21 protein-coding genes are annotated in these 21,974 nt (G+C 74.4%); 4 read left to right on the plus strand and 17 right to left on the minus strand.

The window, feature by feature from the left end; genetic code table 11:
* Positions 1 to 214: 214 nt before the first annotated feature.
* The 4 genes from smc to AB0D08_RS13765 all read right to left on the minus strand — a co-directional run bounded on the left by smc (position 215) and on the right by AB0D08_RS13765 (position 6,457).
* Complete coding sequence (smc, locus tag AB0D08_RS13750) at positions 215 to 3,880, minus strand: chromosome segregation protein SMC (protein WP_359888546.1); 3,666 nt, start codon at positions 3,878 to 3,880, stop codon at positions 215 to 217.
* Positions 3,881 to 4,125: 245 nt separating this feature from the next.
* The gene (locus AB0D08_RS13755) at positions 4,126 to 4,329 is read right to left on the minus strand and encodes a hypothetical protein (RefSeq protein ID WP_033818764.1); all 204 of its coding nucleotides are present in this window, start codon (positions 4,327 to 4,329) and stop codon (positions 4,126 to 4,128) included.
* Positions 4,330 to 4,730: 401 nt separating this feature from the next.
* Entirely contained in the window at positions 4,731 to 5,024 is a 294-nt protein-coding gene (locus AB0D08_RS13760; protein WP_359888550.1) for an acylphosphatase, read from the minus strand.
* A 71-nt stretch (positions 5,025 to 5,095) separates the two neighbouring features.
* Positions 5,096 to 6,457 (minus strand): hypothetical protein, encoded by a 1,362-nt coding sequence (locus AB0D08_RS13765; protein ID WP_359888553.1) that lies wholly within the window; start codon positions 6,455 to 6,457, stop codon positions 5,096 to 5,098.
* Between the two features lie 187 nt (positions 6,458 to 6,644).
* On the opposite strand from AB0D08_RS13765, the gene AB0D08_RS13770 reads away from it, so the two are divergent.
* The gene (locus AB0D08_RS13770; RefSeq protein ID WP_033818762.1) at positions 6,645 to 7,565 is read left to right on the plus strand and encodes a hypothetical protein; all 921 of its coding nucleotides are present in this window, start codon (positions 6,645 to 6,647) and stop codon (positions 7,563 to 7,565) included.
* A 94-nt stretch (positions 7,566 to 7,659) separates the two neighbouring features.
* On the opposite strand, the gene mutM is transcribed toward AB0D08_RS13770, so the two are convergent.
* From mutM to AB0D08_RS13820, 10 genes are all read right to left on the minus strand, one after another.
* Positions 7,660 to 8,520 carry a bifunctional DNA-formamidopyrimidine glycosylase/DNA-(apurinic or apyrimidinic site) lyase gene (gene mutM / locus AB0D08_RS13775; protein ID WP_033818761.1) on the minus strand — a complete coding sequence of 287 codons (861 nt, stop codon included), beginning with the start codon at positions 8,518 to 8,520 and terminating at the stop codon, positions 7,660 to 7,662.
* A gap of 18 nt (positions 8,521 to 8,538) precedes the next feature.
* Positions 8,539 to 9,330, minus strand: coding sequence for a ribonuclease III (rnc, locus tag AB0D08_RS13780; RefSeq protein WP_033818760.1), 792 nt, complete (start codon positions 9,328 to 9,330; stop codon positions 8,539 to 8,541).
* Positions 9,331 to 9,350: 20 nt separating this feature from the next.
* Positions 9,351 to 9,524, minus strand: coding sequence for a 50S ribosomal protein L32 (gene rpmF, locus AB0D08_RS13785; protein ID WP_030056747.1), 174 nt, complete (start codon positions 9,522 to 9,524; stop codon positions 9,351 to 9,353).
* Positions 9,525 to 9,526: 2 nt separating this feature from the next.
* A complete protein-coding gene (locus AB0D08_RS13790) occupies positions 9,527 to 10,174 on the minus strand; it encodes a YceD family protein (protein WP_033818759.1) in 648 nt (215 codons plus the stop codon).
* A 178-nt stretch (positions 10,175 to 10,352) separates the two neighbouring features.
* Complete coding sequence (locus AB0D08_RS13795) at positions 10,353 to 11,528, minus strand: ATP synthase F0 subunit B (protein WP_033818758.1); 1,176 nt, start codon at positions 11,526 to 11,528, stop codon at positions 10,353 to 10,355.
* A 203-nt stretch (positions 11,529 to 11,731) separates the two neighbouring features.
* Positions 11,732 to 12,217 (minus strand): pantetheine-phosphate adenylyltransferase, encoded by a 486-nt coding sequence (gene coaD, locus AB0D08_RS13800; RefSeq protein WP_033818757.1) that lies wholly within the window; start codon positions 12,215 to 12,217, stop codon positions 11,732 to 11,734.
* A 31-nt stretch (positions 12,218 to 12,248) separates the two neighbouring features.
* The gene (gene rsmD, locus AB0D08_RS13805) at positions 12,249 to 12,833 is read right to left on the minus strand and encodes a 16S rRNA (guanine(966)-N(2))-methyltransferase RsmD (protein ID WP_033818756.1); all 585 of its coding nucleotides are present in this window, start codon (positions 12,831 to 12,833) and stop codon (positions 12,249 to 12,251) included.
* A gap of 18 nt (positions 12,834 to 12,851) precedes the next feature.
* Positions 12,852 to 13,280 (minus strand): hypothetical protein, encoded by a 429-nt coding sequence (locus tag AB0D08_RS13810; protein WP_063794286.1) that lies wholly within the window; start codon positions 13,278 to 13,280, stop codon positions 12,852 to 12,854.
* A gap of 96 nt (positions 13,281 to 13,376) precedes the next feature.
* Entirely contained in the window at positions 13,377 to 15,578 is a 2,202-nt protein-coding gene (gene recG / locus AB0D08_RS13815; protein ID WP_359888559.1) for an ATP-dependent DNA helicase RecG, read from the minus strand.
* Positions 15,579 to 15,615: 37 nt separating this feature from the next.
* The gene (locus AB0D08_RS13820) at positions 15,616 to 17,256 is read right to left on the minus strand and encodes a DAK2 domain-containing protein (RefSeq protein ID WP_359888562.1); all 1,641 of its coding nucleotides are present in this window, start codon (positions 17,254 to 17,256) and stop codon (positions 15,616 to 15,618) included.
* Positions 17,257 to 17,562: 306 nt separating this feature from the next.
* Between AB0D08_RS13820 and rpmB the strand changes: the two genes are divergently transcribed.
* Complete coding sequence (gene rpmB, locus AB0D08_RS13825) at positions 17,563 to 17,748, plus strand: 50S ribosomal protein L28 (RefSeq protein ID WP_073813963.1); 186 nt, start codon at positions 17,563 to 17,565, stop codon at positions 17,746 to 17,748.
* 153 nt (positions 17,749 to 17,901) lie between these two features.
* Here the strand turns inward: rpmB and thiD are convergent, their stop codons facing one another.
* From thiD to AB0D08_RS13840, 3 genes are all read right to left on the minus strand, one after another.
* On the minus strand, positions 17,902 to 18,714 hold the full coding sequence (gene thiD, locus AB0D08_RS13830; protein WP_033823075.1) for a bifunctional hydroxymethylpyrimidine kinase/phosphomethylpyrimidine kinase: 813 nt from the start codon (positions 18,712 to 18,714) through the stop codon (positions 17,902 to 17,904).
* Positions 18,715 to 18,751: 37 nt separating this feature from the next.
* The gene (locus AB0D08_RS13835; RefSeq protein ID WP_033823074.1) at positions 18,752 to 19,777 is read right to left on the minus strand and encodes an ATP-dependent 6-phosphofructokinase; all 1,026 of its coding nucleotides are present in this window, start codon (positions 19,775 to 19,777) and stop codon (positions 18,752 to 18,754) included.
* Positions 19,778 to 19,941: 164 nt separating this feature from the next.
* Complete coding sequence (locus AB0D08_RS13840) at positions 19,942 to 20,910, minus strand: thiamine-phosphate kinase (RefSeq protein ID WP_033823073.1); 969 nt, start codon at positions 20,908 to 20,910, stop codon at positions 19,942 to 19,944.
* Between the two features lie 242 nt (positions 20,911 to 21,152).
* On the opposite strand from AB0D08_RS13840, the gene AB0D08_RS13845 reads away from it, so the two are divergent.
* Positions 21,153 to 21,386 carry an Lrp/AsnC ligand binding domain-containing protein gene (locus AB0D08_RS13845; protein WP_033823072.1) on the plus strand — a complete coding sequence of 78 codons (234 nt, stop codon included), beginning with the start codon at positions 21,153 to 21,155 and terminating at the stop codon, positions 21,384 to 21,386.
* A gap of 20 nt (positions 21,387 to 21,406) precedes the next feature.
* Entirely contained in the window at positions 21,407 to 21,913 is a 507-nt protein-coding gene (locus AB0D08_RS13850; protein WP_051813569.1) for a DUF3515 domain-containing protein, read from the plus strand.
* Positions 21,914 to 21,974: the final 61 nt, after the last annotated feature.

Below are 21,974 nucleotides of genomic sequence, written 5' to 3' on the forward strand. Positions count from 1 at the left end.
CTGAATCCCACGACCCAGACCGACCGGTCCACGTGATCCTTCGGTCACCGGCGCACGACGCACCGCCGCCTCACCGTCGGCCCTGGGCGCCGCGGCCCGGTGGGGGCGGCCCGGTGAGAAGCCCCCTCGGTCGCGAGGGGGAGGAGTCACAACCCGTCCAGTATCCGCGAAGGGCGCGCGGCGGGCGCCAACGCCCCGGGGGTCGGCGGGTGGATCAGTCCGTCGGCCCGACGGCGGCGGCGGACTCCTGCTGCCGGGGCAGCCCGGGCCGCACCCGCCCGTCCCCCTCGCGGCCGGCCGGCGCCTCCTCGGCCGCGCGGCCGGGTTTCGCCCCCTCGCGCAGCCGCTGGCTGATCACCTGGGAGATGCCGTCGCCCTTCATGGTGACGCCGTAGAGGGCGTCGGCCGACTCCATGGTCAGCTTCTGGTGGGTGATCACGATCAGCTGGGAACTCTCCCGCAGCTCCTCCATGATCGAGACCAGCCGGCGCAGGTTGGTCTCGTCCAGCGCCGCCTCGACCTCGTCCATCACGTAGAACGGGCTGGGCCGCGCCTTGAAGATCGCGACCAGCAGCGCCACCGCCGTCAGCGAGCGCTCGCCGCCCGACAGCAGCGACAGCCGCTTCACCTTCTTCCCGGGCGGCCGGGCCTCCACCTCCACCCCGGTGGTCAGCATCGACTCCGGGTCGGTCAGCACCAGCCGCCCCTCCCCGCCGGGGAACAGCCGCGAGAACACCCCCTCGAACTGCGCCGCGGTGTCGTGGTACGCCGCCGTGAACAGCTGCTCCACCCGCACGTCCACGTCCCGCACGATGTCCATCAGGTCGCGCCGGCTGCGCCGCAGGTCGTCCAGCTGCTCCCCGAGGAACTGGTGGCGCTCCTCCAGCGCCGCGAACTCCTCCAGCGCCAGCGGATTGACCTTGCCCAGCTGCTGGTACGCCCGCTCGGCCGCCCTCAGCCGCTTCTCCTGCTCGGCCCGGACGTAGGGCACCGGCTCCCCCGGCTCCTCGCCCTCCTGCGGGACGGAGGGCGGCACCGGCGTCGCCGGCCCGTACGAGGCGAGGAGTTCGGCGCCCTCGATGCCGAACTCCTCCAGTGCCCTGGCCTCCAGCTGCTCGATCCGCAGCCGCTTCTCGGCCCTCAGCACCTCGTCGCGGTGGCCCGCGTCGACCAGCCGGTCGAGTTCGGCCTTGAGTTCGCGGCCGGTCTCCCGCCCGGAGCGCAGCTCGCTCTCACGCTCCGCCCTGGCCCGCTCCGCGGCGGTGCGCTCCGCCTCCGCGCGGCCGAGCGAGAGCTCCAGGCGGCCGAGCAGCTGCCGTGCGCCCGCCGCGACCGCGGTCGCCACCGCGCCGTCCCGGCGGGCGCGTTCGCGCCGCTCGGCGGCCCTGGCCCGGGCCTCCCGTTCGGCCCGGGCCGCCCGGTCCAGCTGGTCGGCCCGGCCCGTGAGCGCCCGCACCCGCTCCTCGTGGGTGCGCACCGCCAGCCTGGCCTCCAGCTCGGCCTGCCGGGCCGCCGACCCGGCGGCCGCCAGCCGGTCGCGCTCGGCGGCGTCCGGCTCCTCGGCGGCGTCGGCGGACTCCTCGGCCGCGGTGAGCCGCCCGGCCAGCTCCTCGGCGGCCGCCAGCGCCTCGGCCAGCCCGTCCTCGGCCCGGGCGGCCGCCGCGGCCAGCCGCTCGGCCTCCCCCGCCGCGGCCCTGGCCTGCCCGCCGAGCCGGCCGAGCGAACCGGCGAGCTGCGCCCGCTCGCGTTCGGCCTGCCGACGCCGGGTGGCCAGCTCCTCCAGCCGGGCGGAGAGCTCCCGACGGCGCTCGGTGGCCTCGGCCAGCAGCGCGGCCGCGGCGGTCTCCCGCCGCGCGCAGTCCTCGATCAGCCCGGCCGTCCGGTCGACGGCGGCCTGGGTCTCCAGCTGGCTCGGCGGGCCGGCCGAGCCGCCCTGGGCGAGGTGGGCCGCCAGCAGGTCACCCTCGGCCGTGACGGCCGTCAGGGCCGGCCGCTCCTCCACCAGCCGGCGGGCCGTGGCCAGGTCGGCCACCACCACGGTGTCCGCCAGCAGGACGCCGGCGGCGGCCAGCAGGCCGGCGGGCCCGCCGATCAGCTCCACCGCCCAGCGGGCGCCCTCCGGCAGCTGCGGCCGCGACGGCACCTGCTCACCGTCCGGCCGGGGGCGGGCGATCAGCAGGGCGGCCCGGCCCGCGTCCGCGGTGCGCAGCCGCAGCAGCGCCTCGGCGGCCGGGCCGAGCCCGTCCACGGCCACCGCGTCCGCGGCCGCGCCGAGCGCCGCCGCCACCGCCACCTCGTGGCCGGGCGCCGCCGTGAGCAGTTCGGCGACCGGGCCGAGCACACCCGCCGGGCCGTCCTCGCCGAGCAGCGCACCGGTGCCGTCCTTGCGGCGCAGCCCGAGCGCCAGGGCCTCGTGCCGCGCCGTCAGGGCGGCGCGCTCCCGTCCGGCGGCCCCGGCCGTCTCGCGGGCGTCCGCCAGGGCGTGCTCCGCCCGGGCCAGCTCCTCGGCGGTCTCCCGGTGGGCGTCGTCGAGCGCCTCGTCGCCCCCGTGGGCCTCCTCGGCCTGCTCGCGCAGTTCCTCGTACTCCTGGCGGGCGGCCTCGGCCCGCAGCGCCGCCTCCTCGGCCGACTCGGCCAGCCGGCCGATCTCGGCCTCGGCGCCCGCTGCCCTGGAGCGCGCCGCGGCCGCCTGGCCCTGCAGCCTGGCCAGTCCCTCCCTGCGGTCGGCGACGGCCCGGGCGGCGGCCCTCAGCCGGCCCTCCTCCTCGGCGAGCGCGCGTTCCAGTTCGGAGCGCTCCTCGACGGCCTCGGCGAGCGCGTACTGCGCCTGCTCCAGTGCCTCGGCGAGCGCCTGCTCCTCCTCGCGGACCTGCTGGGCCTCGCGCTCCAGCTCCTGGGGGTCGCGGCCGCGCCGCTCCTCCTGCGCTCCGCCGCCGAGTGCGTGGCGCACCTTCGCCTCGGCCAGGCCGATGGTGCCACGGGTGCGTTCGGCGAGGGCGGACAGCCGGTACCAGGTCTGCCGGGCCGCCTCCAGCTGCGGGCCGAGCTGCTCGACCTGCGCCTCCAGGACGGCCTCGCGCTGCAGGGCCCCGGCCAGCTGCTGTTCGACGGTGGAGCGGCGGAGTTTCAGCGCCAGCTCGTCGGCGATCTCGGCCTGGACGGCGTCGCGCAGGGTCAGCAGGTCGTCGGCGAGCAGCCGCAGCCGGGCGTCGCGCAGGTCTGCCTGGATCCCGGCCGCCCGCCGGGCGATCCTGGCCTGCCGGCCGAGCGGTCCGAGCTGGCGGCGCAGCTCGGCGACGAGGTCCTGGACGCGGTTGAGGTTGCCCTGCATCGCGTCCAGCTTCCGCAGCGCCTTCTCCTTGCGCTTGCGGTGCTTGAGGACGCCGGCCGCCTCCTCGATGAAGGCGCGCCGGCCCATCGGGTCGGCGTGCAGGACGGAGTCGAGCTGGCCCTGGCCGACGATGACGTGCATCTCCCGGCCGATGCCGGAGTCGGAGAGCAGTTCCTGGATGTCGAGCAGGCGGCAGGTGGTGCCGTTGAGGGCGTACTCGCTGCCGCCGTTACGGAACATCGTCCGGGTGATCGTCACCTCGGAGTAGTCGATCGGCAGGGCGCCGTCGGCGTTGTCGATGGTCAGGCTCACCTCGGCCCGGCCGAGCGGCGCGCGGCCGCTCGTCCCGGCGAAGATGACGTCCTCCATCTTCCCGCCGCGCAGGGACTTGGCACCCTGCTCGCCCATCACCCAGGACAGCGCGTCCACCACGTTGGACTTGCCGGAGCCGTTCGGCCCCACGACACAGGTGATGCCCGGCTCGAAGCGCAGTGTGGTGGCCGAGGCGAAGGACTTGAACCCGCGCAGGGTCAGGCTTTTCAGGTGCACGCGCGGGCCCTTCCGACCTCGGCGATCCGGCTCTGTCGGCGACTGTAGCCGCCACTGCGGACAGTCGGTCGTCAGGAGCCGGTTTGACCACGCCGGGGGTGGGCACCTTTACCGGAAATAAAGACCGCATGCGACTGATGGCCGGACACGACGAAGGGACGTCCCAGGACGTCCCTTGCAGGCTGCTTTCCCCGAATCGGGGGGCTCAGTGCACGACAGCGTCGATCTTCGAGGACCGGGCGGGCTCAGGTGAGGGCGGGCTCCCGGTGGTCCAGTTCGATGCTGCTGAGCAGTGAGTGCTCGTCAGCGACAGCGAGTAGTGCGTCGTTCTCCGTCTGGAGCCGGGTGAGCTCGGCCTCCAGGTCCTGGACGCGCTGCTGGAGCCGTCGCATCTCGGAGAGCATTCGCGGGTCGGGGCCGCCGACGTACCCGAGAAGCGCCTTTGCCATGATGAATGGTCCTCCACGCTGAGTGACCGAACCGGGAGCGGTACTGGTCTAGGGGGAAGGGAACACGCACCCGACGGCGCGACCGGCTGTGCTGGCTGGGCACTCGGGACGACCACAGTGAGCTGGGCCCACGACGGAATGACCCGACCGGGAAAACGCGGACGTGTGCGGGTTTCCAGAGTCTCACCAAAGACGGTACGGGTCAACACGATCACGGCACGCTACCGGACCCCTGTCACCTGCATGGCGGGACGGTCACGCCAAGGGGGGCGGGGTGGGCCCACCGGGGCCCGGTGGATCACTGCTCGGTGCGGAGTCAACCACGAGTCTGCCCGGTTGGCAACCGCATGACACCGGCAGTTGCCCCGAGCGGGGGACACTCGGCCCCACCGGGTTGACGATCAGCGGATCTCGAACCCCGGATAACCGTCCCCGGTCGCGCTCCAGATCTCGGTGATGCCGCTGACCTGGCCCGGAGTGCCGGGACCGCGCAGCGCCGCGAGCAGCTCCTCGCACTCGGCGTGCAGGCCCTCGGCGACCACCTGCACCCGGCCGTCGCCGAGGTTGCTGGTGTACCCGGTCAGACCGATCTCCAGCGCCCGCGCCCTGGTCCACCACCGGAACCCGACCTGCTGGACCCGCCCGCGCACCCACGCGGTGACCCGGACCGGCTGCTGACTGTGATCACCGTGCATGCGTCGACCCTAGCGGCAGGCCCGGTCCGCCGCCGGGCCCGGGCAGGCCCGCCGACCGGGCCGGGCGCCGCTCAGAAGCCGCCGAAGTCCCCGCCGCCCCCGAAGTCGCCCCCGCCGCCGAAGTCGCCGCCGCCCGAGTCGCCGAAGCCGCCGCCGAAGTCGGAGGAGTTGAAGTCGCCGCCCGAGTAGTCGCCGGGGTCCACCCCGTTGCTGCCGTCGTAGCCGCCCGTTCCGTCCTGGCCGGCCCACGCGGTACCGGGGCTCATCGCCGAGCCGAGCAGGGTGCCCACCAGCAGACCGGGCAGGATCCCCGAGCCGAAGTAGCCGCCCGCCCAGGGGCTGTACGCCGGGCCGGCGTTCCAGTACGGCTGGTCGCCGTGGTCGGTGCGCACGGTCCGGATGTCCGGGTCCTGGCCGCTCGCCAGCCGGGCCGCGTCGGCGGCGCAGACCGGGACGGTGCGCGGCGCACCGCCGGGCGGGGCCCAGTCGGCGTCCTGGACCGACGGGCCGTGCCTGGGGTCGAAGAAGCAGGGCAGCCGGCGCTCCGGCAGCGGCCGCCCCTCGCGCCGGGCGGCGAGCGCGGCGAGTGCGAACCGGCCGTCCGCCAGCGCCTCGGTGACCGGGCGGACGTCCTCCGGGCGGCGGGCCGCGTCCATGGTCTGCTTGGCCCGCTCGTAGGAGTCCAGGGCGTGGGTGTAGTCGGCGCGCTGGGCGTCGTCCGCGTCGGGGGCGCCGGGGCTGAACTCCAGGCGGTCGAGTTCCTCGCCGAAGGCGGTGATGTCCTCGTCGACGACGGTGCGCAGCTGGGCCAGCGCGGCCTGCTGCTCGGCGAGCTTGCGCCGCTTGGAGCGGCGCAGCAGCAGGAAGCCGCCGCCGGCCGCCAGGGCGACCAGCGCGACCGGGATCACGATCGCGGCGGTGCTGATCCCGCCGGAGTCCACGCCGTGGCCCTTGGTCTGGGCGGCGGCCTGGCCGACGAAGTCGTCGAGGGTGGCGCCGATGTCACCGGGGTGCGAGCGGGCGGCGGCGCCGGCCAGCCGGTCGGGGGTGCCGGCCGCGAGTGCCTGGCGGTCGGCGAAGGCGCGGAACTCGTCGCCGCGCCAGATCGCGTACACGCCGACGACGCCGACCTTGGTCCGCAGGTCCTGGGCCACGGTCCTGGCCGGGTAGTTCGCGTCGGCCGGGACCACCGCGACGAAGATCGGCTTGTCGGCCTGCTCGATCCGCCGGGTGAGCGCGGCGGCCTGGGCCTCGGAGAACCGGCCGGCCATCGCCGGGTCGACGTACACCTGCCCCTGCTTGAGCGCGGCGGCCGCCTGGTCCACCCCGGACGCGGCCGAGGCCGGGCCGGCCAGCAGGAGCAGCAGGCCGAGCAGCGCGGCGAGCAGGACGGCCGGGCCGGTGACGGCGGTCCGGCGGGGAACGGTTCTCATGGGACCGACCGTACCTTCCGGGGCCGGTGGTGTGCCGCTACCTCAGACGGACCCGGCCCGGTACCTCAGGCTGACCCGTCCCCCGCCGAGCGGCCGGTCTTGGGCGCCGGAGTGATCCACCACCACCGTGACCAGGCATAGTGGTGCCTGCTCTCCCACCCCCGGCCCGCCCTGATCGGAGCATTTGGTGATCATCGGACTCGTCACCGCCGTCGCGGCCTCCGTCTGCTACGGCACCGGCTCCGTCCTGCAGGCCGTCGGCACCCGCCGGTCGGCCCGCGAGGAGGTGGCGGCCCGCGGCTCGGGCGCCGGCGAGACCGAACACGGCGGACCGAGCCTGTCCTCCACCGCCAAGGCTGCGGTGACCTGGGAGTTCATCGTCGGCACGGTGCTCGACCTGATCGGCTTCGGGCTGGGCGCGCTGGCCGCCAGGCTGCTGCCGCTGTTCCTCTCCCAGACCATCATCAGCGCCAACCTGGTGATCACCGCGCTGCTCAGCATCAAGCTGCTCGGACTGCGGCTGCGGCAGCTGGAGTGGATCTCGATCGCGATGCTGTGCGGCGCCCTGGTGCTGCTGGCCGTCGCGGCGGGACCCGAGGGCGGGCACGAGGCGGCACGCTCCTTCCACTGGTGGCTGCTGGCCGCCTCGGTGGTGGTGATCGCGGGCGGCAGCCTGCTGGTGCGGCGGCTCGGGCGCGGCGCGGCGATCGTGGCCGGCCTGCTGTCGGGGCTCGGCTTCGGCGCGCTCGGCATCGGCGTGCGGATCCTCGACGGCGTCCAGCCGTTCGACCTGGTCGCCCTGGTCAGCGACCCGGCGCTGTACGCGATCCTGGTCGGCGGCATCGGCGGGATGTACCTGCACACGGTGGCGCTGCAGGTCGGCTCGGTGAACGGGGCGACGGCCGCGCTGGTGGTCGGTGAGACGGTGGTACCGGGCGCGGTCGGGGTGCTGTGGCTGGGCGACACCTCCCGGGCCGGGCTGGGCTGGCTGGCGGTGGTCGGCTTCGTGCTCGCGGTGGTGAGCGCGGTCGGCGTGGCGTACTTCGGCCAGAGCGAGGCCGAACTGCACGGCGCCCAGCCCAAGCTCCCGGAGCCCGCCGGCCACTGAGCGGCCCCACCCGGGGAACCGCGGTACGGGGACGCTCGGGGCCGGCCGTGAGCGGTGTCCCGGGTGGGTCGTGACCGAATCCCGCCCGCGCGGCCTAGCGGGGCCGCGGGACCCGCTGGCAGCGCGGGCAGAAGTAGCTGGAGCGGTTCATCCAGGGGTCCCGGCGGATCGCGGTGCCGCAGCGGCGGCAGGGCTCGCCCTCCCGCCCGTAGGCGTCGAGCTCGCGGGAGAAGTAGCCGCTCTCACCGTTGACGTTGACGTAGAGGCTGTCGAAGCTGGTGCCGCCGACGGCCAGCGCCGCGGTCATCACGTCGCGGGCGTGCCCGAGCAGTTCGGCGGCCTTCGGGCGGGTCAGGCCGGCGGTCGGCCGGTCGTAGTGCAGGGCGGCGCGCCACAGCGACTCGTCGGCGTAGATGTTGCCGACGCCGCTGATCAGGGTCTGGTCCAGCAGGGCCCGCTTGACGGTGGTGCGCTTGGCGCGCAGGGCGGTGATGAACGCCGCGTCGTCGAAGCGCGGGTCGAGCGGGTCGCGGGCGATGTGCGCGATGGAGACCGGGGTGTGCTCGGGGTCGTCCGGCTCGGCCTCCTCGACGGCGAGGCCGCCGAAGGTCCGCTGGTCGACGAAGCGCAGCTCCCGGCCGCCGTCGGTGAAGCGCAGCCGGACCCGCAGGTGGGTCTCGTCCGGGGTCTGCGGGTCCTGGACGAGCAGTTGGCCGCTCATGCCGAGGTGGCCGGTCATCGACTGGTGGTCGCCGAGCGGCACCCAGAGGTACTTGCCGCGCCGGTGGGCCTCGCCGAGGGTGCTGCCGGTCAGCCGGGCGGCGAACTCGGCGGCGCCGCCGGGCTGGCGGCGCACCGAGCGCGGGTGCAGGACCTGCACCTGGGAGACGGTACGGCCGGCCGCCCAGCGGGCGAGACCCCGCCGGACCACCTCGACCTCGGGAAGTTCAGGCACCTCGGCCCCCCGGCCAGGTCAGACTGCGGCGCCGGGGCGGTCGTCGGCGTACTTGGCCTTGATGGCCCGCCAGGCGCTCTCCGCGGCCTTCTGCTCTGCTTCCTTCTTCGAGCGGCCACTGCCGTGCCCGAAGTCCTCGCCGGCCACCCGGGCCGCGGCGGTGAAGGTCTTCTCGTGGTCCGGACCGGACTCGGTGACCACGTACTCCGGCACTCCGATGCCGACCGAGGCGGTCAGCTCCTGGAGGCTGGTCTTCCAGTCGAGGCCCGCTCCGAGCTGGGCGGACTCCGCGATGAGCGGGTCGAACAGCCCGTGCACGAAGGCGGTGGCGGCGTCCAGCCCCTGGTCCAGGTAGACGGCGCCGATCACGGCCTCGACGGTGTCGGCGAGGATGGAGGACTTGTCGCGTCCGCCGGTCCCCTCCTCACCCTTGCCGAGCCGGATGAAGGCACCGAGGTCCAGGCCGCGGCCGACCTCGGCGAGCGCGCGGGAGTTGACCACCGCGGCGCGGAGCTTGGCGAGCGTGCCCTCGGCGACCTCCGGGTGGAGGCGGTAGAGGGTGTCGGTCACCACGAGGCCCAGCACCGAGTCGCCGAGGAACTCCAGGCGCTCGTTGGTGGGCAGTCCACCGTTCTCGTAGGCGTAGCTACGGTGGGTGAGGGCACGCACCAGAAGGGCGCGCTCGAGCGTGTACCCGAGGCGCCCTTCCAGGACGTCGTATTCGGTCGACGCCGGCCCGCCGCCCTTGCTCCCGTTGGAAGAGTCCTTCGCGCTGGGAGCCTGCTTGCGGGGGGAGTTGCTCTCCGACATCGATCCGTGCACCCTGCCGATCAGACCGAGAGGACCTGGCGGCGGTTGTACGTGCCGCAGCTGGGGCACGCGATGTGACCGAGCTTCGGCTCGTGGCAGCGGTCGCACGCCACGAGGGCCGGAACGACGGCCTTCCAGTTGGAACGGCGGTGGCGCGTGTTGCTGCGCGACATCTTCCGCTTCGGAACAGCCACGGCTACTTCTCCTGGTTCTCGGCGAGACCCTCACGGGTGTCGCTGTTCTTGATTCCGTCACCCTCGTCGCCGGGGGCGGCGGAGAGTCCCTGCAGAGCCGCCCACCGGGGGTCGGCGGCGTCGTGGTGGTGCGACGGGTCGTCGCTCAGGCGTGCGCCGCATTCGACGCACAGACCCAGGCAGTCGTCCTGGCACACCGGCTGCAGCGGCAGTGCGAGCACCACCGCGTCACGCAGCACCGGCTGGAGGTCGAAGAAGTCGCCCTCCAGGCGGTAAGTCTCGTCGTCCGAGTCCTCGTCGAGGTCCTCGTCGCCACCCGTGGCCCGGCCGCGGCCGCGGTCGTCGGACTCCGGGTAGTAGTACAGCTCCTGGAAGTCGACCTCCAGGTCGTCCTCCACCGGCTCCAGGCAGCGCACGCACTCGCCCTCGACCTTGGCCTCGGCGGTGCCGGTCACCAGCACGCCCTCGACCACGGACTCCATCCGCAGCTCCAGGGCGATCTCGCTCTTGCCCGGGACGCCGATCACGTCTTCGATGCCGAGGCCCTCGGGGGCCGGAAGGGTGCGGGAGACCCTGCGCAGCGAACCGGGGCGACGGCCGAGCTCATGCGTGTCGAACACGAGCGGGTCGCGGTGGTCGAGGCGGTTCAAGGTGTCCTGACTTCCTGGCGGCGGCCCCACTGTCATGGGTGCCGCGGTTTCCTGAAGAGTGTGTTGCCGCCGTGTTGCGGGCAGCCGACGGCCCCGGAACAGGCCGAGTGGTCAGACTACCGGAGAGTGCGGCCAGGCCCAACTTCGGCCCCGCATCGCCCGCCCCGGGCCCCCGCCGTCAGCGGCCGCCGAGCTCCCGCAGCCGGGTCATGTCGATCATGCTGGTGTCGAAGAAGCTGGTCTCGTCCAGCCCGGTCTGCTGCGGCACCTGGGCCTGCTGCTGGTGCTGCTGCGGGTAGCCGCCCGAGCCGTCCGGCACCGGGTTGCCCCAGGCGTCGTACTGCGGCTGCTGCTGCGGGTAGCCGCCCTGCTGCTGGTAGTACGGGTCCTGGCCGGGGTACGCCGGCTGCTGCTGGTAGCCGTACTGGCCGCCGTCGCCCGGCTGCAGCGGGTTGCCCCACTGGTCGGTCTGCGGGGCGCCGGACTGGTCGTAGCCGCCGCCGTACACCTCCGCGTACTGCGGTGCGGCGTAGCCCTCCTCGCCGGGGGCCTGCCAGCCGGCCGCGGCGGGGGTCTGGTCCGGCCAGCTCTGCTGCTGCGGGACGGCCTCCTCGCGGTACCAGGGCTGCTCCTCGCCGTCCTCGGCGAAGCCGGAGGCCACCGCCTCGGCGCGGGCCTTGAGCTGCTGGGCCTCGTCGGCGGCGGCCAGGTAGGCGCCGAGCTCGTCGATCGGGGCCTTGCCGAGCAGGGTGTCGCGGCCCTTCCCGACGGCCTCCAGGGTCTTGCTGAGGACCGCCTCCAGGGTGGCGAGCTTCACATCGACGTACTCGTCGACCTCGGGGCTCGGGGTGGCGTGCGGCTGGAACTCCTCGCCGTCGCCCTCGCCCTGCCCGTCGGCCTCGTAGACGCCCGCCGCGCCGCGCAGCTTGGTGCGGCCGCGGCCGACGGCGCCGAGCGTCTTGGTGAGGACCACCTCGAAGTTGGCGAGCTTGCTGTCGACGTAGTCGTCGGCCTCGGCGCGCTTGGTCTGCGCCTCGGCGCCGGCCTCGCCGAGGATCCGGTCCGCCTCCGCCTGGGCCTGGCGGACCACCTCGGTGTCGGAGATCAGCGAGCCGCGCTCGTCGTGCGCGCCGCGGATGATCCGGTCGGCCTGCGCCTGCGCGTCGGCCACCAGCTGCTGGTGGTCGGCGACCACCGACTGGGCCTGGGCCAGTTCGGCCGGCATGGTCTCGCGGAGGTCCCGGAGCAGCCCGACCAACTCGGCCCGGTTGACCACGCAGGACGCCGACATCGGCATCGCGCGGGCGTTCTCCACCACGGCGACGATCTCGTCGAGTTTCTGCTGCACGTCCACGGGCGCATCAGTCTTTCCGTGTGCCGCCGAGGTGCGGCGGGGGCAGTCCCCGTCGGCTCGGCAGCGCCCACGGGGCGGGGATACAGACTGTACGGCCAGTGCGCCCGGAGCTCACAACGCCCGAGGCCCCCGCGCCACCCGACAGGCGGACAGGATGTGACAGTTCGCCAGGAGTGTCCGGATTGCGGCGGGATCGGCCGGGATCAGCCCCGGCGCTCGGCGATCCGCGCGATCAGCCGGCGGTTGACCGTCTCCGGCAGCAGGTGCGAGACGTCGCCCCCCAGCGAGGCGACCTCCTTGACCAGCGAGGAGGACAGGAAGCTGTAGGTCGGCGAGGTGGGCACGAAGAGCGTCTCGACCCCGGTCAGGCCGTGGTTCATCTGGGCCATCTGCAGCTCGTAGTCGAAGTCGCTGACCGCGCGCAGGCCCTTGATGATGGCCGGGATCCCGCGCTCCCGGCAGAAGTCCACCAGCAGGCCGCTGTGCGCCTCGACCTCGATGTTGCCCAGCCGGCCGCAGGTCTCCTCGATCAGCGCGATGCGCTCCTCGACGGTGAACATGCCCTGCTTGTTCCGGTTGATCAGCACGGCGACATGGACCACGTCGTACAGCTTCGAGGCGCGCTCGATGATGTCGAGGTGCCCGTTGGTGATGGGGTCGAAGGACCCCGGACAGACGGCGCGGCGCATGGCGTGTGCTCCCTTGTGGGGGTTGCTGGTGCTACGGGTTCCGGTCGGCCTCGGCAGCGGCGCGACCGTACCAGAGGGTGCCTTCGCCGTAGCGGCGCGAGCGCAGCGGCTCGAATCCCTCCGGCCAGCCGAACTCGCCGCCCCGGGTGCTGCGTTCCACGGTGACGAGTGCGTCCTCGCCGAGCCAGCCCCCCGAGCCGAGTGTGATCAGCATCTCGCGGACCTCGTCGTCGGTCACGGAGTACGGCGGATCGAGGAAGACCAGGTCGTAGGGGACGGCCGGGGCCGGACCCGCGATCACCCGCTCGGCGCGGTCGGCGCGCACCTCCGCGCCCGGCAGGCCGAGGGTCCGCACGTTCTCCCGGATCACCCGGGCCGCGCTCGGGTCGGACTCCACCAGCAGGGCGTGGACCGCACCCCGCGACAGCGCCTCCAGGCCGACCGCGCCCGAACCGCCGAACAGGTCGAGCATCCGGGCGCCGTGCACCGTCCCGCGGAGCGCTGCCAGGGTGGAGAACATCGCCTCCCGCGCCTTGTCCGAGGTCGGGCGGGTGGTGCGGCCGGGCGGCACGGCCAGTCGACGGCCGCCGGCCGTCCCGGCGATCACGCGGGTCATGGGGTGGTGGGTCCTTTCCTAGGCGCCCACCACGCTATCCGGATTTGCCGCCGCGGCGCGCAGCTCGCCCGGCTCGCCGCGGCCCTGGCCGGCCGGCTGCGGGCAGTGCTCCGGGCGCCGCGGGTCATGGCCCAGCTCGCGCAGCCGGGCCCGGACCGCGTCGGGGGTGCGCCCGTACCGGGCGGCCAGCCGGGCGATGCTCTCCCCCGCGTGGAAGCGGCGGACCAGCCCCTCCTCGGGCCGCGGCGCCCCGGGCTCGGCCGCGGCCGCCAGGGCCCGGTCGAGGGCGCTGCGCAGCCCGGCGACGTCCGCCGCCGGGAGCCGGAGCCGGCCGAGCGCGCCGGGGCCGCTGACGGTCAGCACCACCTCGCTGCCCCGGCCGCCGACGGTCTCGATCCGGAACACCGTGCCGACGGTCGGGATCTCGTCGATCCGGTCGAATGCCATGACAGAGCCCCCTGGACGCGCCGGGCCGGCGGCGCACCGCCCGGTGCGCCCTGAACACCGCCATCGTCCACCGGACCACTGACAGTTGGCGTACCGTCAGCCCTTCTCCAGGTACTCCGCGCGGTCCTCGTCCAGCAGGCTCTCCAGCGCGGTGCGCAGCTCCGGGTGGCGCTCCAGGGCCGGGTCCCCGGCGACCAGCGCGGTGGCCTCCTCGCGGGCGGTGGCGATCACGTCCTCGTCGTCCAGCACCGAGAGCACCTTGAGCGAGGACCGCACGCCGGACTGGGCCTGGCCGAGCACGTCGCCCTCGCGGCGCTGTTCGAGGTCGATCCGGGACAGCTCGAAGCCGTCCAGGGTGCCGGCCACCGCGTCCAGCCGGGCCCGCGCGGAGCTGCCCGCGGGCATGTCGCTGACCAGCAGGCACAGGCCCGCCGCGCTGCCGCGGCCGACCCGGCCGCGCAGCTGGTGCAGCTGGGAGACGCCGAACCGGTCCGCGTCCATGATCACCATGACGGTGGAGTTGGGGACGTTGACGCCCACCTCGATCACGGTGGTGGCGACCAGCACGTCCACCTGTCCGGCGGTGAAGCGGCGCATCACCTCGTCCTTGGCCTCGGGGGTGAGGCGGCCGTGCAGGATCTCCACCCGCAGACCGGTCAGCGGCCCCTTGGTGAGCATCTCGGCGGTCTCCACCACCGACAGCGGCGGCCGCCGCTCGTCGCTCGCCGCGCCCAGGTCCTCCGGGTCGTCGGGCAGCGCCTTGCGCCGCTTCTTCGGGTCCTCGGGCTCGTCGCCGATCCGGGGGCAGACCACGTACGCCTGGTGGCCCTTGCCGACCTCCTCGCGGACCCGCTCCCAGGCGCGGGCCAGGAAGTTGGGCTTCTCCACCGCGGGGACCACGTGGGTGGAGATGGGTGAGCGGCCGGCCGGCAGCTGGTCCAGGACCGAGGTCTCCAGGTCGCCGAAGACGGTCATCGCGACGGTGCGCGGGATCGGGGTGGCGGTCATCACCAGCAGGTGCGGGGGCCGCTCGCCCTTGGCCCGCAGGGCGTCGCGCTGCTCGACGCCGAAGCGGTGCTGCTCGTCGACCACGACCAGCCCGAGGTCCTGGAACTGCACCTTGTCCTCGATCAGGGCGTGGGTGCCGATCGCGATGCCCGCGTCCCCGCAGGCCATCTCCAGCAGGGTCTGGCGGCGGGCCGCGGTGCCCATCGAGCCGGTCAGCAGGGCCACCTTGGTGCCGGCCTCGGCGCCGCCGAGCATGCCGCCCTCGGCGAGGTCGCCCATCATCTCGACGATCGAGCGGTGGTGCTGCTGGGCGAGCACCTCGGTGGGGGCCAGCAGGGCGGCCTGGCCGCCGGCGTCGACCACCGCGAGCATGGCGCGCAGCGCGACCAGGGTCTTGCCGGAGCCGACCTCGCCCTGCAGCAGCCGGTGCATCGGGTGTTCGCTCGCGAGGTCGGCGAAGATCTCGCCGCACACCTTCTGCTGGCCCTCGGTCAGGGTGAACGGCAGCCGGGCGTCGAAGGCGTCGAGCAGGCCGCCGGGGCGGGCCCGGCGGGCGACGGCGGGCAGCGCGGAGTCGGCGGCCCGGCGCATGGCGAGCGCGACCTGGAGGACGAAGGCCTCGTCCCAGCGCAGCCGGCTCTGGGCGCGCTCGCGGTCGGCCTGGTTGCGCGGCCGGTGGATCAGTTCCAGCGCCTCGGGCAGCGGGATCAGGTCGTGCTTGTCGCGCAGGGCGGCGGGCAGTGGCTCCCCGACGTCGCCGAGGTGCTTGTCGAGCGCGGTCTGCACGCACAGCGACAGCTTCCAGCTGGGCAGCTGGGCGCTGGCCGGGTAGACCGGGATCAGCCGCCCGGCGAACTGCTGCGCGGCCTCGGACCCGGCGTCCTCGTCCAGCAGCTGGTAGTCGGGCGAGGCGAGCTGGCGGGTGCGGTTGAACAGGCCGACCTTGCCCGCGAACAGGCCCTGGGCGCCGGGGCGCAGCTCCTTCTGCCGCCAGCCCTGGTTGAAGAAGACCAGGCTGAGCCGGCTGCGGCCGTCGGTGACCACCACCTCCAGCCGGTCGCCCTTGCGTCCCTTGAACGGGATCAGGGTGACCTTCTCGATCCTGGCCAGCACGGTGACGTGCTCGTCCACCTCGAGCTCGTCCAGGCTGGTGAGCGAGCCGCGCTCGACGTACCGGCGCGGGTAGTGGTGCAGCAGGTCGCCGACCGTGCGCAGCTTGAGGCTGTCGGCCAGCACCTTGGCGGTGCGGTCGCCGACCAGCTTGGTCAGTGATTCGTCGAGAGCGCCCATCAGCACCTATTGGACACCACGGCACGGACAGGACGGGCTACTCCACCCCGATCAGCAGCGGCGCCGACTCCTGGCCTCCGTGGTAGACCACGGTGTCGACCTCCGGCCGCTGCCGGCGGGCGTGCGCGTCGAGCAGGGCCGCGAGGGTGTCGGGGGCGCCCTCGCCCAGCACCAGGGTGACCAGTTCGCCGCCGGCCGCGAGCATCCGGGAGAGCACGGTGCGTGCGGTGTCGGCCAGGTCGGTGCCGATCAGCGCGACGTCGCCGTCGATCAGGCCGAGCACGTCGCCGGCCTGGCAGACGCCGGCCATGGTCCAGGACTCCCCCTCGGCGACGGCGAGTTCGGCGTAGCGGGTGGCGCCGGCGGCGGAGGTCATGGCGACCACGTCCTCGTCGAAGCGGCGGGCCGGCTCGTGCACGGCGAGCGCGGCCAGGCCCTGCACCGGGGAGCGGGTGGGCAGTACGGCGATCCGCAGCCCCTCCTCGCGCAGCTGGTCGGCGGCGGCCCCGGCGGCGGCGCGCAGTTCGGGGTCGTTGAGCAGCAGGACCACCTCGCGGGCCGCGCAGCGGCGGACCGCCTCGACCAGTTCGACGCTGGCGGGCGGGTGGTCGGGGTCGGCGAAGAGCACCGCGGAGCCGGCCTGTTCGCAGAGTTCGGCGAGGCCGCTGCCGGTGACCACGCTGAGCACCGCGCGGCCGCTCGGCGCGGGTTCGGCGAGCTCGCCGACGCGTTCGCCGGCCCGGGCGGCGGCCTCGGCGAAGTGGGTGATCCGGATCCGGTGCGGCCGGCCGGCCGCCACCCCGGCCTCGACGGCGGCCCCGGCGTCGTCGACGTGCACGTGGACGCTCCACAGCCCGTCGCCGCCGCCGACCACCAGCGAGTCGCCGAGGCCGGCGAGCCGGCTGCGCAGTCCCGGCAGCGCCTCGTCGGGCGCGTCCAGCAGGTAGATCACCTCGAAGGCGGGGTGGCCGGGGCCGGCCGGCCGCTCGTGGCCGTCGCAGCCGGCCGCGGGACCGGGTGCGGGTACGGCGGCCGCTGCGCGCAGGGCGACCGGGCCCATCGGGGTCTGGCCGCTGACGGCGTCCACCAGCGCGCCGAGGACGGCGACCAGGCCGCGGCCGCCGGCGTCCACCACGCCCGCGTCGGCCAGCACGTCGAGCTGCTGGGGGGTGCGCACCAGTGCCTCGCGGGCGGCCCGGTAGGCGGCCTCGGCGACGGCGGGCAGCGGGCCGGGGCCGGCCTGGGCGCCGCGCGCGGCCGCGGCGGCGACGGTCAGCAGGGTGCCCTCGACCGGCTCGGCGACCGCCTGGTAGGCGGCTTCGGCGGCGCCGGCCAGCGCCCGCCGGAGCTGCTCGGGCCCGCCGCCGTCGGCCAGTGCGGCGGCGGCGCCGCGCAGCCACTGGGCGAGGATGACGCCGGAGTTGCCGCGGGCGCCGACCAGGGCGCCGCGGGAGACGGCGGTCATCACCGGGCCGAGGCCGGGTTCGGGGTGGTCGGCGAAGAGGGTCTCCGCGTGGGCGGCCGCGGACTCGACGGTCAGGTAGAGGTTGGTGCCGGTGTCCCCGTCGGGGACGGGGAAGACGTTGAGTGCGTCGATCTCCTCGCGGGCCTGGCCGAGGGCGGCCAGCGCCAGCCGGTACCAGGTGCGGACGGCCGCGGCGTCGAGCGTGTCCAGCACCAGGTCTCCTCCGGGTGAACGCCACGGGAACGCGACTGAACGCGGTGGCTAGGGCGATGCAGGCAGGTTATCGGTGCCCGGCCCCGCGACGCCCGCGCGGCCCCGGGGGCGGGCGGCGCCGCCGACCGGAACGATCACGGCCCTGAGCATGGTAGTTTCGTTCAGCGGGAGCACCCGATGTATGCTTCTGCGGTTGCCTGGAACAACCCGGGCTCACCCCTTGAACCGATTCACCCCACGCGAGTGGGGCGTTCGCTCAGCCGGGGTTTTCGAACGTACCTGATCTGAAGTCTTGGAGTGACTCCTGTGGCTGCCAACTGCGACGTCTGCGGCAAGGGGCCGGGCTTCGGCAACAGCATCTCCCACTCGCACCGCCGTACCCCTCGTCGTTGGAACCCCAACATCCAGACGGTGCGCGCTGTGGTTGGGCGGACGCCGAAGCGGCTCAACGTCTGCACCTCGTGCATCAAGGCCGGTAAGGTCTCGCGCTGACGCGCAGACCGGTAAGCCGGTCCTCCGGACAGCCGATCCATCCTCGGGTGGGTCGGCTGCTCTGTTGTTCCGGTCCTGCACGGCGCTGCGGGGGCCAGGAGTCACCACTCCTGACCCCCGCAGTGTCGTGTCCGGACCCGTCCGGGACCCGGGTCAGCGCCAGCGCCAGGCGTGGTCGACCGGGCCGATGCCCGCGCCCAGCGCGAACCCGGCCGCGATGGCGCCGGTGATGTACTCCTTGGCCGCGGCGACCGCGTCCGGCACCGCGGCGCCCTTGGCCAGCTCGGCGGCGATCGAGCTGGCGAGGGTGCAGCCGGTGCCGTGGGTGTGCCGGTTGTCGTAGCGCGGGGCGCGGTACCAGTGCTCGCCGCCGTCGGCGCCGACCAGCAGGTCGGCGGCGTCACCCGCCAGGTGGCCGCCCTTGACCAGCACCCAGCCGGGCCCGAGCGCGAGCAGCGCCTCGGCCGCGGCCCGCATGTCGCGCTCGCCGCCCACCTCGATGCCGGTGAGCTGGGTCACCTCGTGCAGGTTGGGGGTGGCCAGGGTGGCGACCGGCAGCAGCAGCTCGCGCACGGTGGCGACGGCCTCGGCCGCGAGCAGCGCGTCGCCGTGCTTGGAGACGCCGACCGGGTCCACCACGACCGGCGCGCCGACGCCGGCCAGCAGCTCGGACACGGTGGCGACCAGCTCGACCGAGGCCAGCATGCCGGTCTTCACCGCCTGCACCCCGATGTCGTCGACGACGCTGCGGAACTGCGCCCGGACCGCCTCGGCGGGCAGCTCCCAGTAGCCCTGGACGCCGAGCGAGTTCTGCGCGGTGACCGCGGTGATCACGCTCATGCCGTGCACGCCGAGGGCCAGCATCGCCTTGAGGTCGGCCTGGATGCCGGCGCCGCCGCCGGAGTCGGAACCGGCCACGGTCAGCACGCGCGGCGGCGCGGGGGTGGGGTGGACTGTCGAAACCATGCCGCCAACCTACCGGCCCGCGCCCGGGGCACCGCGCTCAGAGCACCGCTTCGGACTCCAGCCAGCGGGCGGTCGGCACGGTCTTGAGGCGGGTGACCGCGTCCCCGATCGACACCAGCCGGATGTCGTTGCCGCGCAGTGCGGTGAAGTGCCCGAACGCCCCCTTGTGGACGGCTTCCACGGCGTGCCAGCCGAACCGGGTGGCGAGCACCCGGTCCCGGGCGGTCGGGGTGCCGCCGCGCTGGGTGTGGCCCAGGATGACCGGCCTGGCCTCCTTGCCGAGCAGGCCCTCGAGCTCGTTGGCGAGCCGGGTGCCGATCCCGCCGAAGGTCCGGTGGCCGTACTGGTCGACGTGGCCGTGCTCGAAGCGCAGGGTGCCGGGCAGCGGCTCGGCGCCCTCCGCGACGGCGATGATGGCGAAGGTCTTGCCGCGCCGGAACCGCTCCTCGATCATCCGGGCGACGGCCTCGATGTCGAACGGCTTCTCCGGGATCAGGATCCCGTGCGCGCCGCCCGCCATCCCCGCGGTCAGGGTGATCCAGCCGGTGTGGCGTCCCATCAGCTCGACCACCATCACCCGCTGGTGTGACTCGGCGGTGGTCTTGAGCCGGTCGATCGCGTCGGTGGCCACGTGCACGGCGGTGTCGAAGCCGAAGGTGACGTCCGTGGCGTCGATGTCGTTGTCGATGGTCTTGGGCACCCCGACCACCGGCAGCCCGGCCGCGCTGAACATCCGCGCGGCGGTCAGCGTGCCCTCGCCGCCGATCGCGATCAGCGCGTCGACGCCGATGTTGCGGGCCAGGATCCGGGCGTTGTCGACGGCCCACTCGATCCGCTCGCGCTTGACCCGGGCCGAGCCCAGGATGGTGCCGCCCAGCGTGAGCAGGCCAGTGACGTCGTCGTGCGAGACCACCCGGCTGCGGCCCTCGATCAGCCCGAGGAAGCCGTCCTCGATCCCGACGATCTCGTCCCCGTGCACGTCGGTGGCGCGGTGGACCACCGACCTGATCACCGCGTTGAGGCCGGGGCAGTCGCCGCCGCTGGTCAGGACACCGATGCGCATGTGGGTGTGCTCTCCCGCTGTGTGGGGCCCGGTGCAGGCGGCCGGGCCGGCCGGCAACAGCGCAAGCCTACGCACTCGGGCAGCCCGGACCCGGCTTCCCGCGCCACCGCGGACGGCCCGGTCACTCCCCGGTGCGACGGGGGCGGGCCGCCCGCGGCCGGGGGTCAGTCCTGCGCGTAGTGGTCCCAGCCGCCGACCCGGTCCCAGGGCGCCCCGTCGACCGTGACCCGTCCGCCGCGCGCCACCCCCGCGGTCCGCACCACCTCACCGACCACCCGCCAACGGGCGGGTAGCTGGACGGACTTCGGGAAGGTGGCCACGATCGCGTGGTCCTCCCCGCCGGAGAGCACCCACAGCAGCGGATCCACTCCGACCGCCTGCCCGATGTCGGCCATCTGCGCCGGGACGTCGAAGTCGGCGGCGCGCAGGTCGATGTCGACCCCGCTGGCCTTGGCGACGTGGCCGAGGTCCGCGACCAGGCCGTCGCTGACGTCCACCATCGCGGAGGCGCCGAGGTCGGCGGCGGCCGGGCCCGCGTGGTACGGCGGCTCGGGGCGCCGGTGCGCCTCGACGAAGGCGCGCGGCGAACGGAAGCCGCGCTGCAGCACCGTGAGCCCGGCGGCCGACCAGCCCAGCCACCCGGTCACCGCGACCACGTCGCCGACCTTGGCGCCGGAGCGCAGCACGGGGGCGCGGCCCTGCAGGTCGCCGAGCGCGGTGATGGCCAGCGTGATGGTCTCGCCGCGCACCACGTCGCCGCCGACCACGGTGGCGCCGGCCACCTGGCACTCGTCGCGCAGCCCGTCCATCAGCTCGGTGGCCCAGGTGGTGGGCAGGTCGGCGGGGGCGACCAGGCCGAGCAGGATGGCGGTCGGCACGGCGCCCATGGCGGCCACGTCGGCCAGGTTCTGCGCGGCGGACTTGCGGCCGACGTCGTAGGCGGTGGACCAGTCGCGGCGGAAGTGCCGGCCCTCGATCAGCACGTCGGTGGTGGCAACCACCCGCCCGTCGGAGGCCTTCACCACCGCGGCGTCGTCGCCCGGTCCGAGTTCCACGGCCGGGGTCAGCGGCAGCCTGGCGGTCAGCTCCCGGATGAGTCCGAACTCGCCCAGCTCGCCCACGGTCCCCTGCATCTGCCGTCCTCTCAACTCAACTCGTCCGGGCCGGCGGATGGCTCCGCGGCCGTGGTCGGCGCCCCTGCGCCCGTCAGGTACCGTGCGCCCCCGCGCGCAGCGTACGCCCTCGGGCCCGGCAGGGGACTCCCGCAGCGGCCGCACCGCGCGGTAGCGTGGTGATCAGCCTGCCGGTCGGCCCGTCGCACCACCCTGGCCGGACCCGGAGGGCGATCTCCGTTCCGAGCCGCCTGGAGGTCCCTGTGGTCCATGCATACATCCTGATCCAGACCGAGGTGGGCAAGGCGACGGCCGTGGCCCAGTCCATCTCCAAGATCCAAGGTGTCGTCACCGCCGAGGACGTCACCGGTCCCTACGACGTGATCGTCCGCGCGGAGGCCGACACCATGGACAACCTGGGACGACTGGTGGTCGCCCAGGTCCAGCTGGTCGAGGGCATCACCCGGACCCTGACCTGCCCGGTGGTGCACCTGTAAAGCCCGGTTAGCATCGGCGGATGGCCTCGACCTCCCGCCTGACCACGCTGCCCGCCCCGGTCCGCTGGCTGACCCCGCCCGTGGTACTGCTGGGCGGCATCGTGCTGCTCACCGCCGCCTGGAGCGGCCCCGCGAACGTCACGCCGCCGACGCCGCGCGCCGAAGCGGCCCGGTACTGCGAGGCCCTGGACAAGGCACTGCCCGCCACGGTCCTCGGCCACCCCCGGCAGGACCCCTCGCCGGCCTCCCCGTACACCGCCGCCTGGGGCAGCTCGCCCCGGACGGTGCTGCGCTGCGGCCTGGAGCGCCCCGGCTACCTGGACGACGACCCGCTGAAGAACTCCCCCGAGGTCAACGACGTGCAGTGGGGCATGTCCGGCAGCGACGACGGCGGCTACCGCTTCGTCACCACGCTCCGCAAGGCGTACGTCGAGGTGTACGTGCCCAAGGGCGCCTACCCCAACTACGCCGACCCGCTCAGCTCGCTCACCGACGCCATCAAGGCGACGGTCCCGGACGGTCTGTGACCACGGGCGGTCCGTGACCCGACGGCGGCCGGGCACCCTCCCCGCGGGGAGGGTGCCCGGC

This window comes from Kitasatospora sp. NPDC048540, from assembly GCF_040651175.1.
Taxonomy (GTDB): domain Bacteria; phylum Actinomycetota; class Actinomycetes; order Streptomycetales; family Streptomycetaceae; genus Kitasatospora.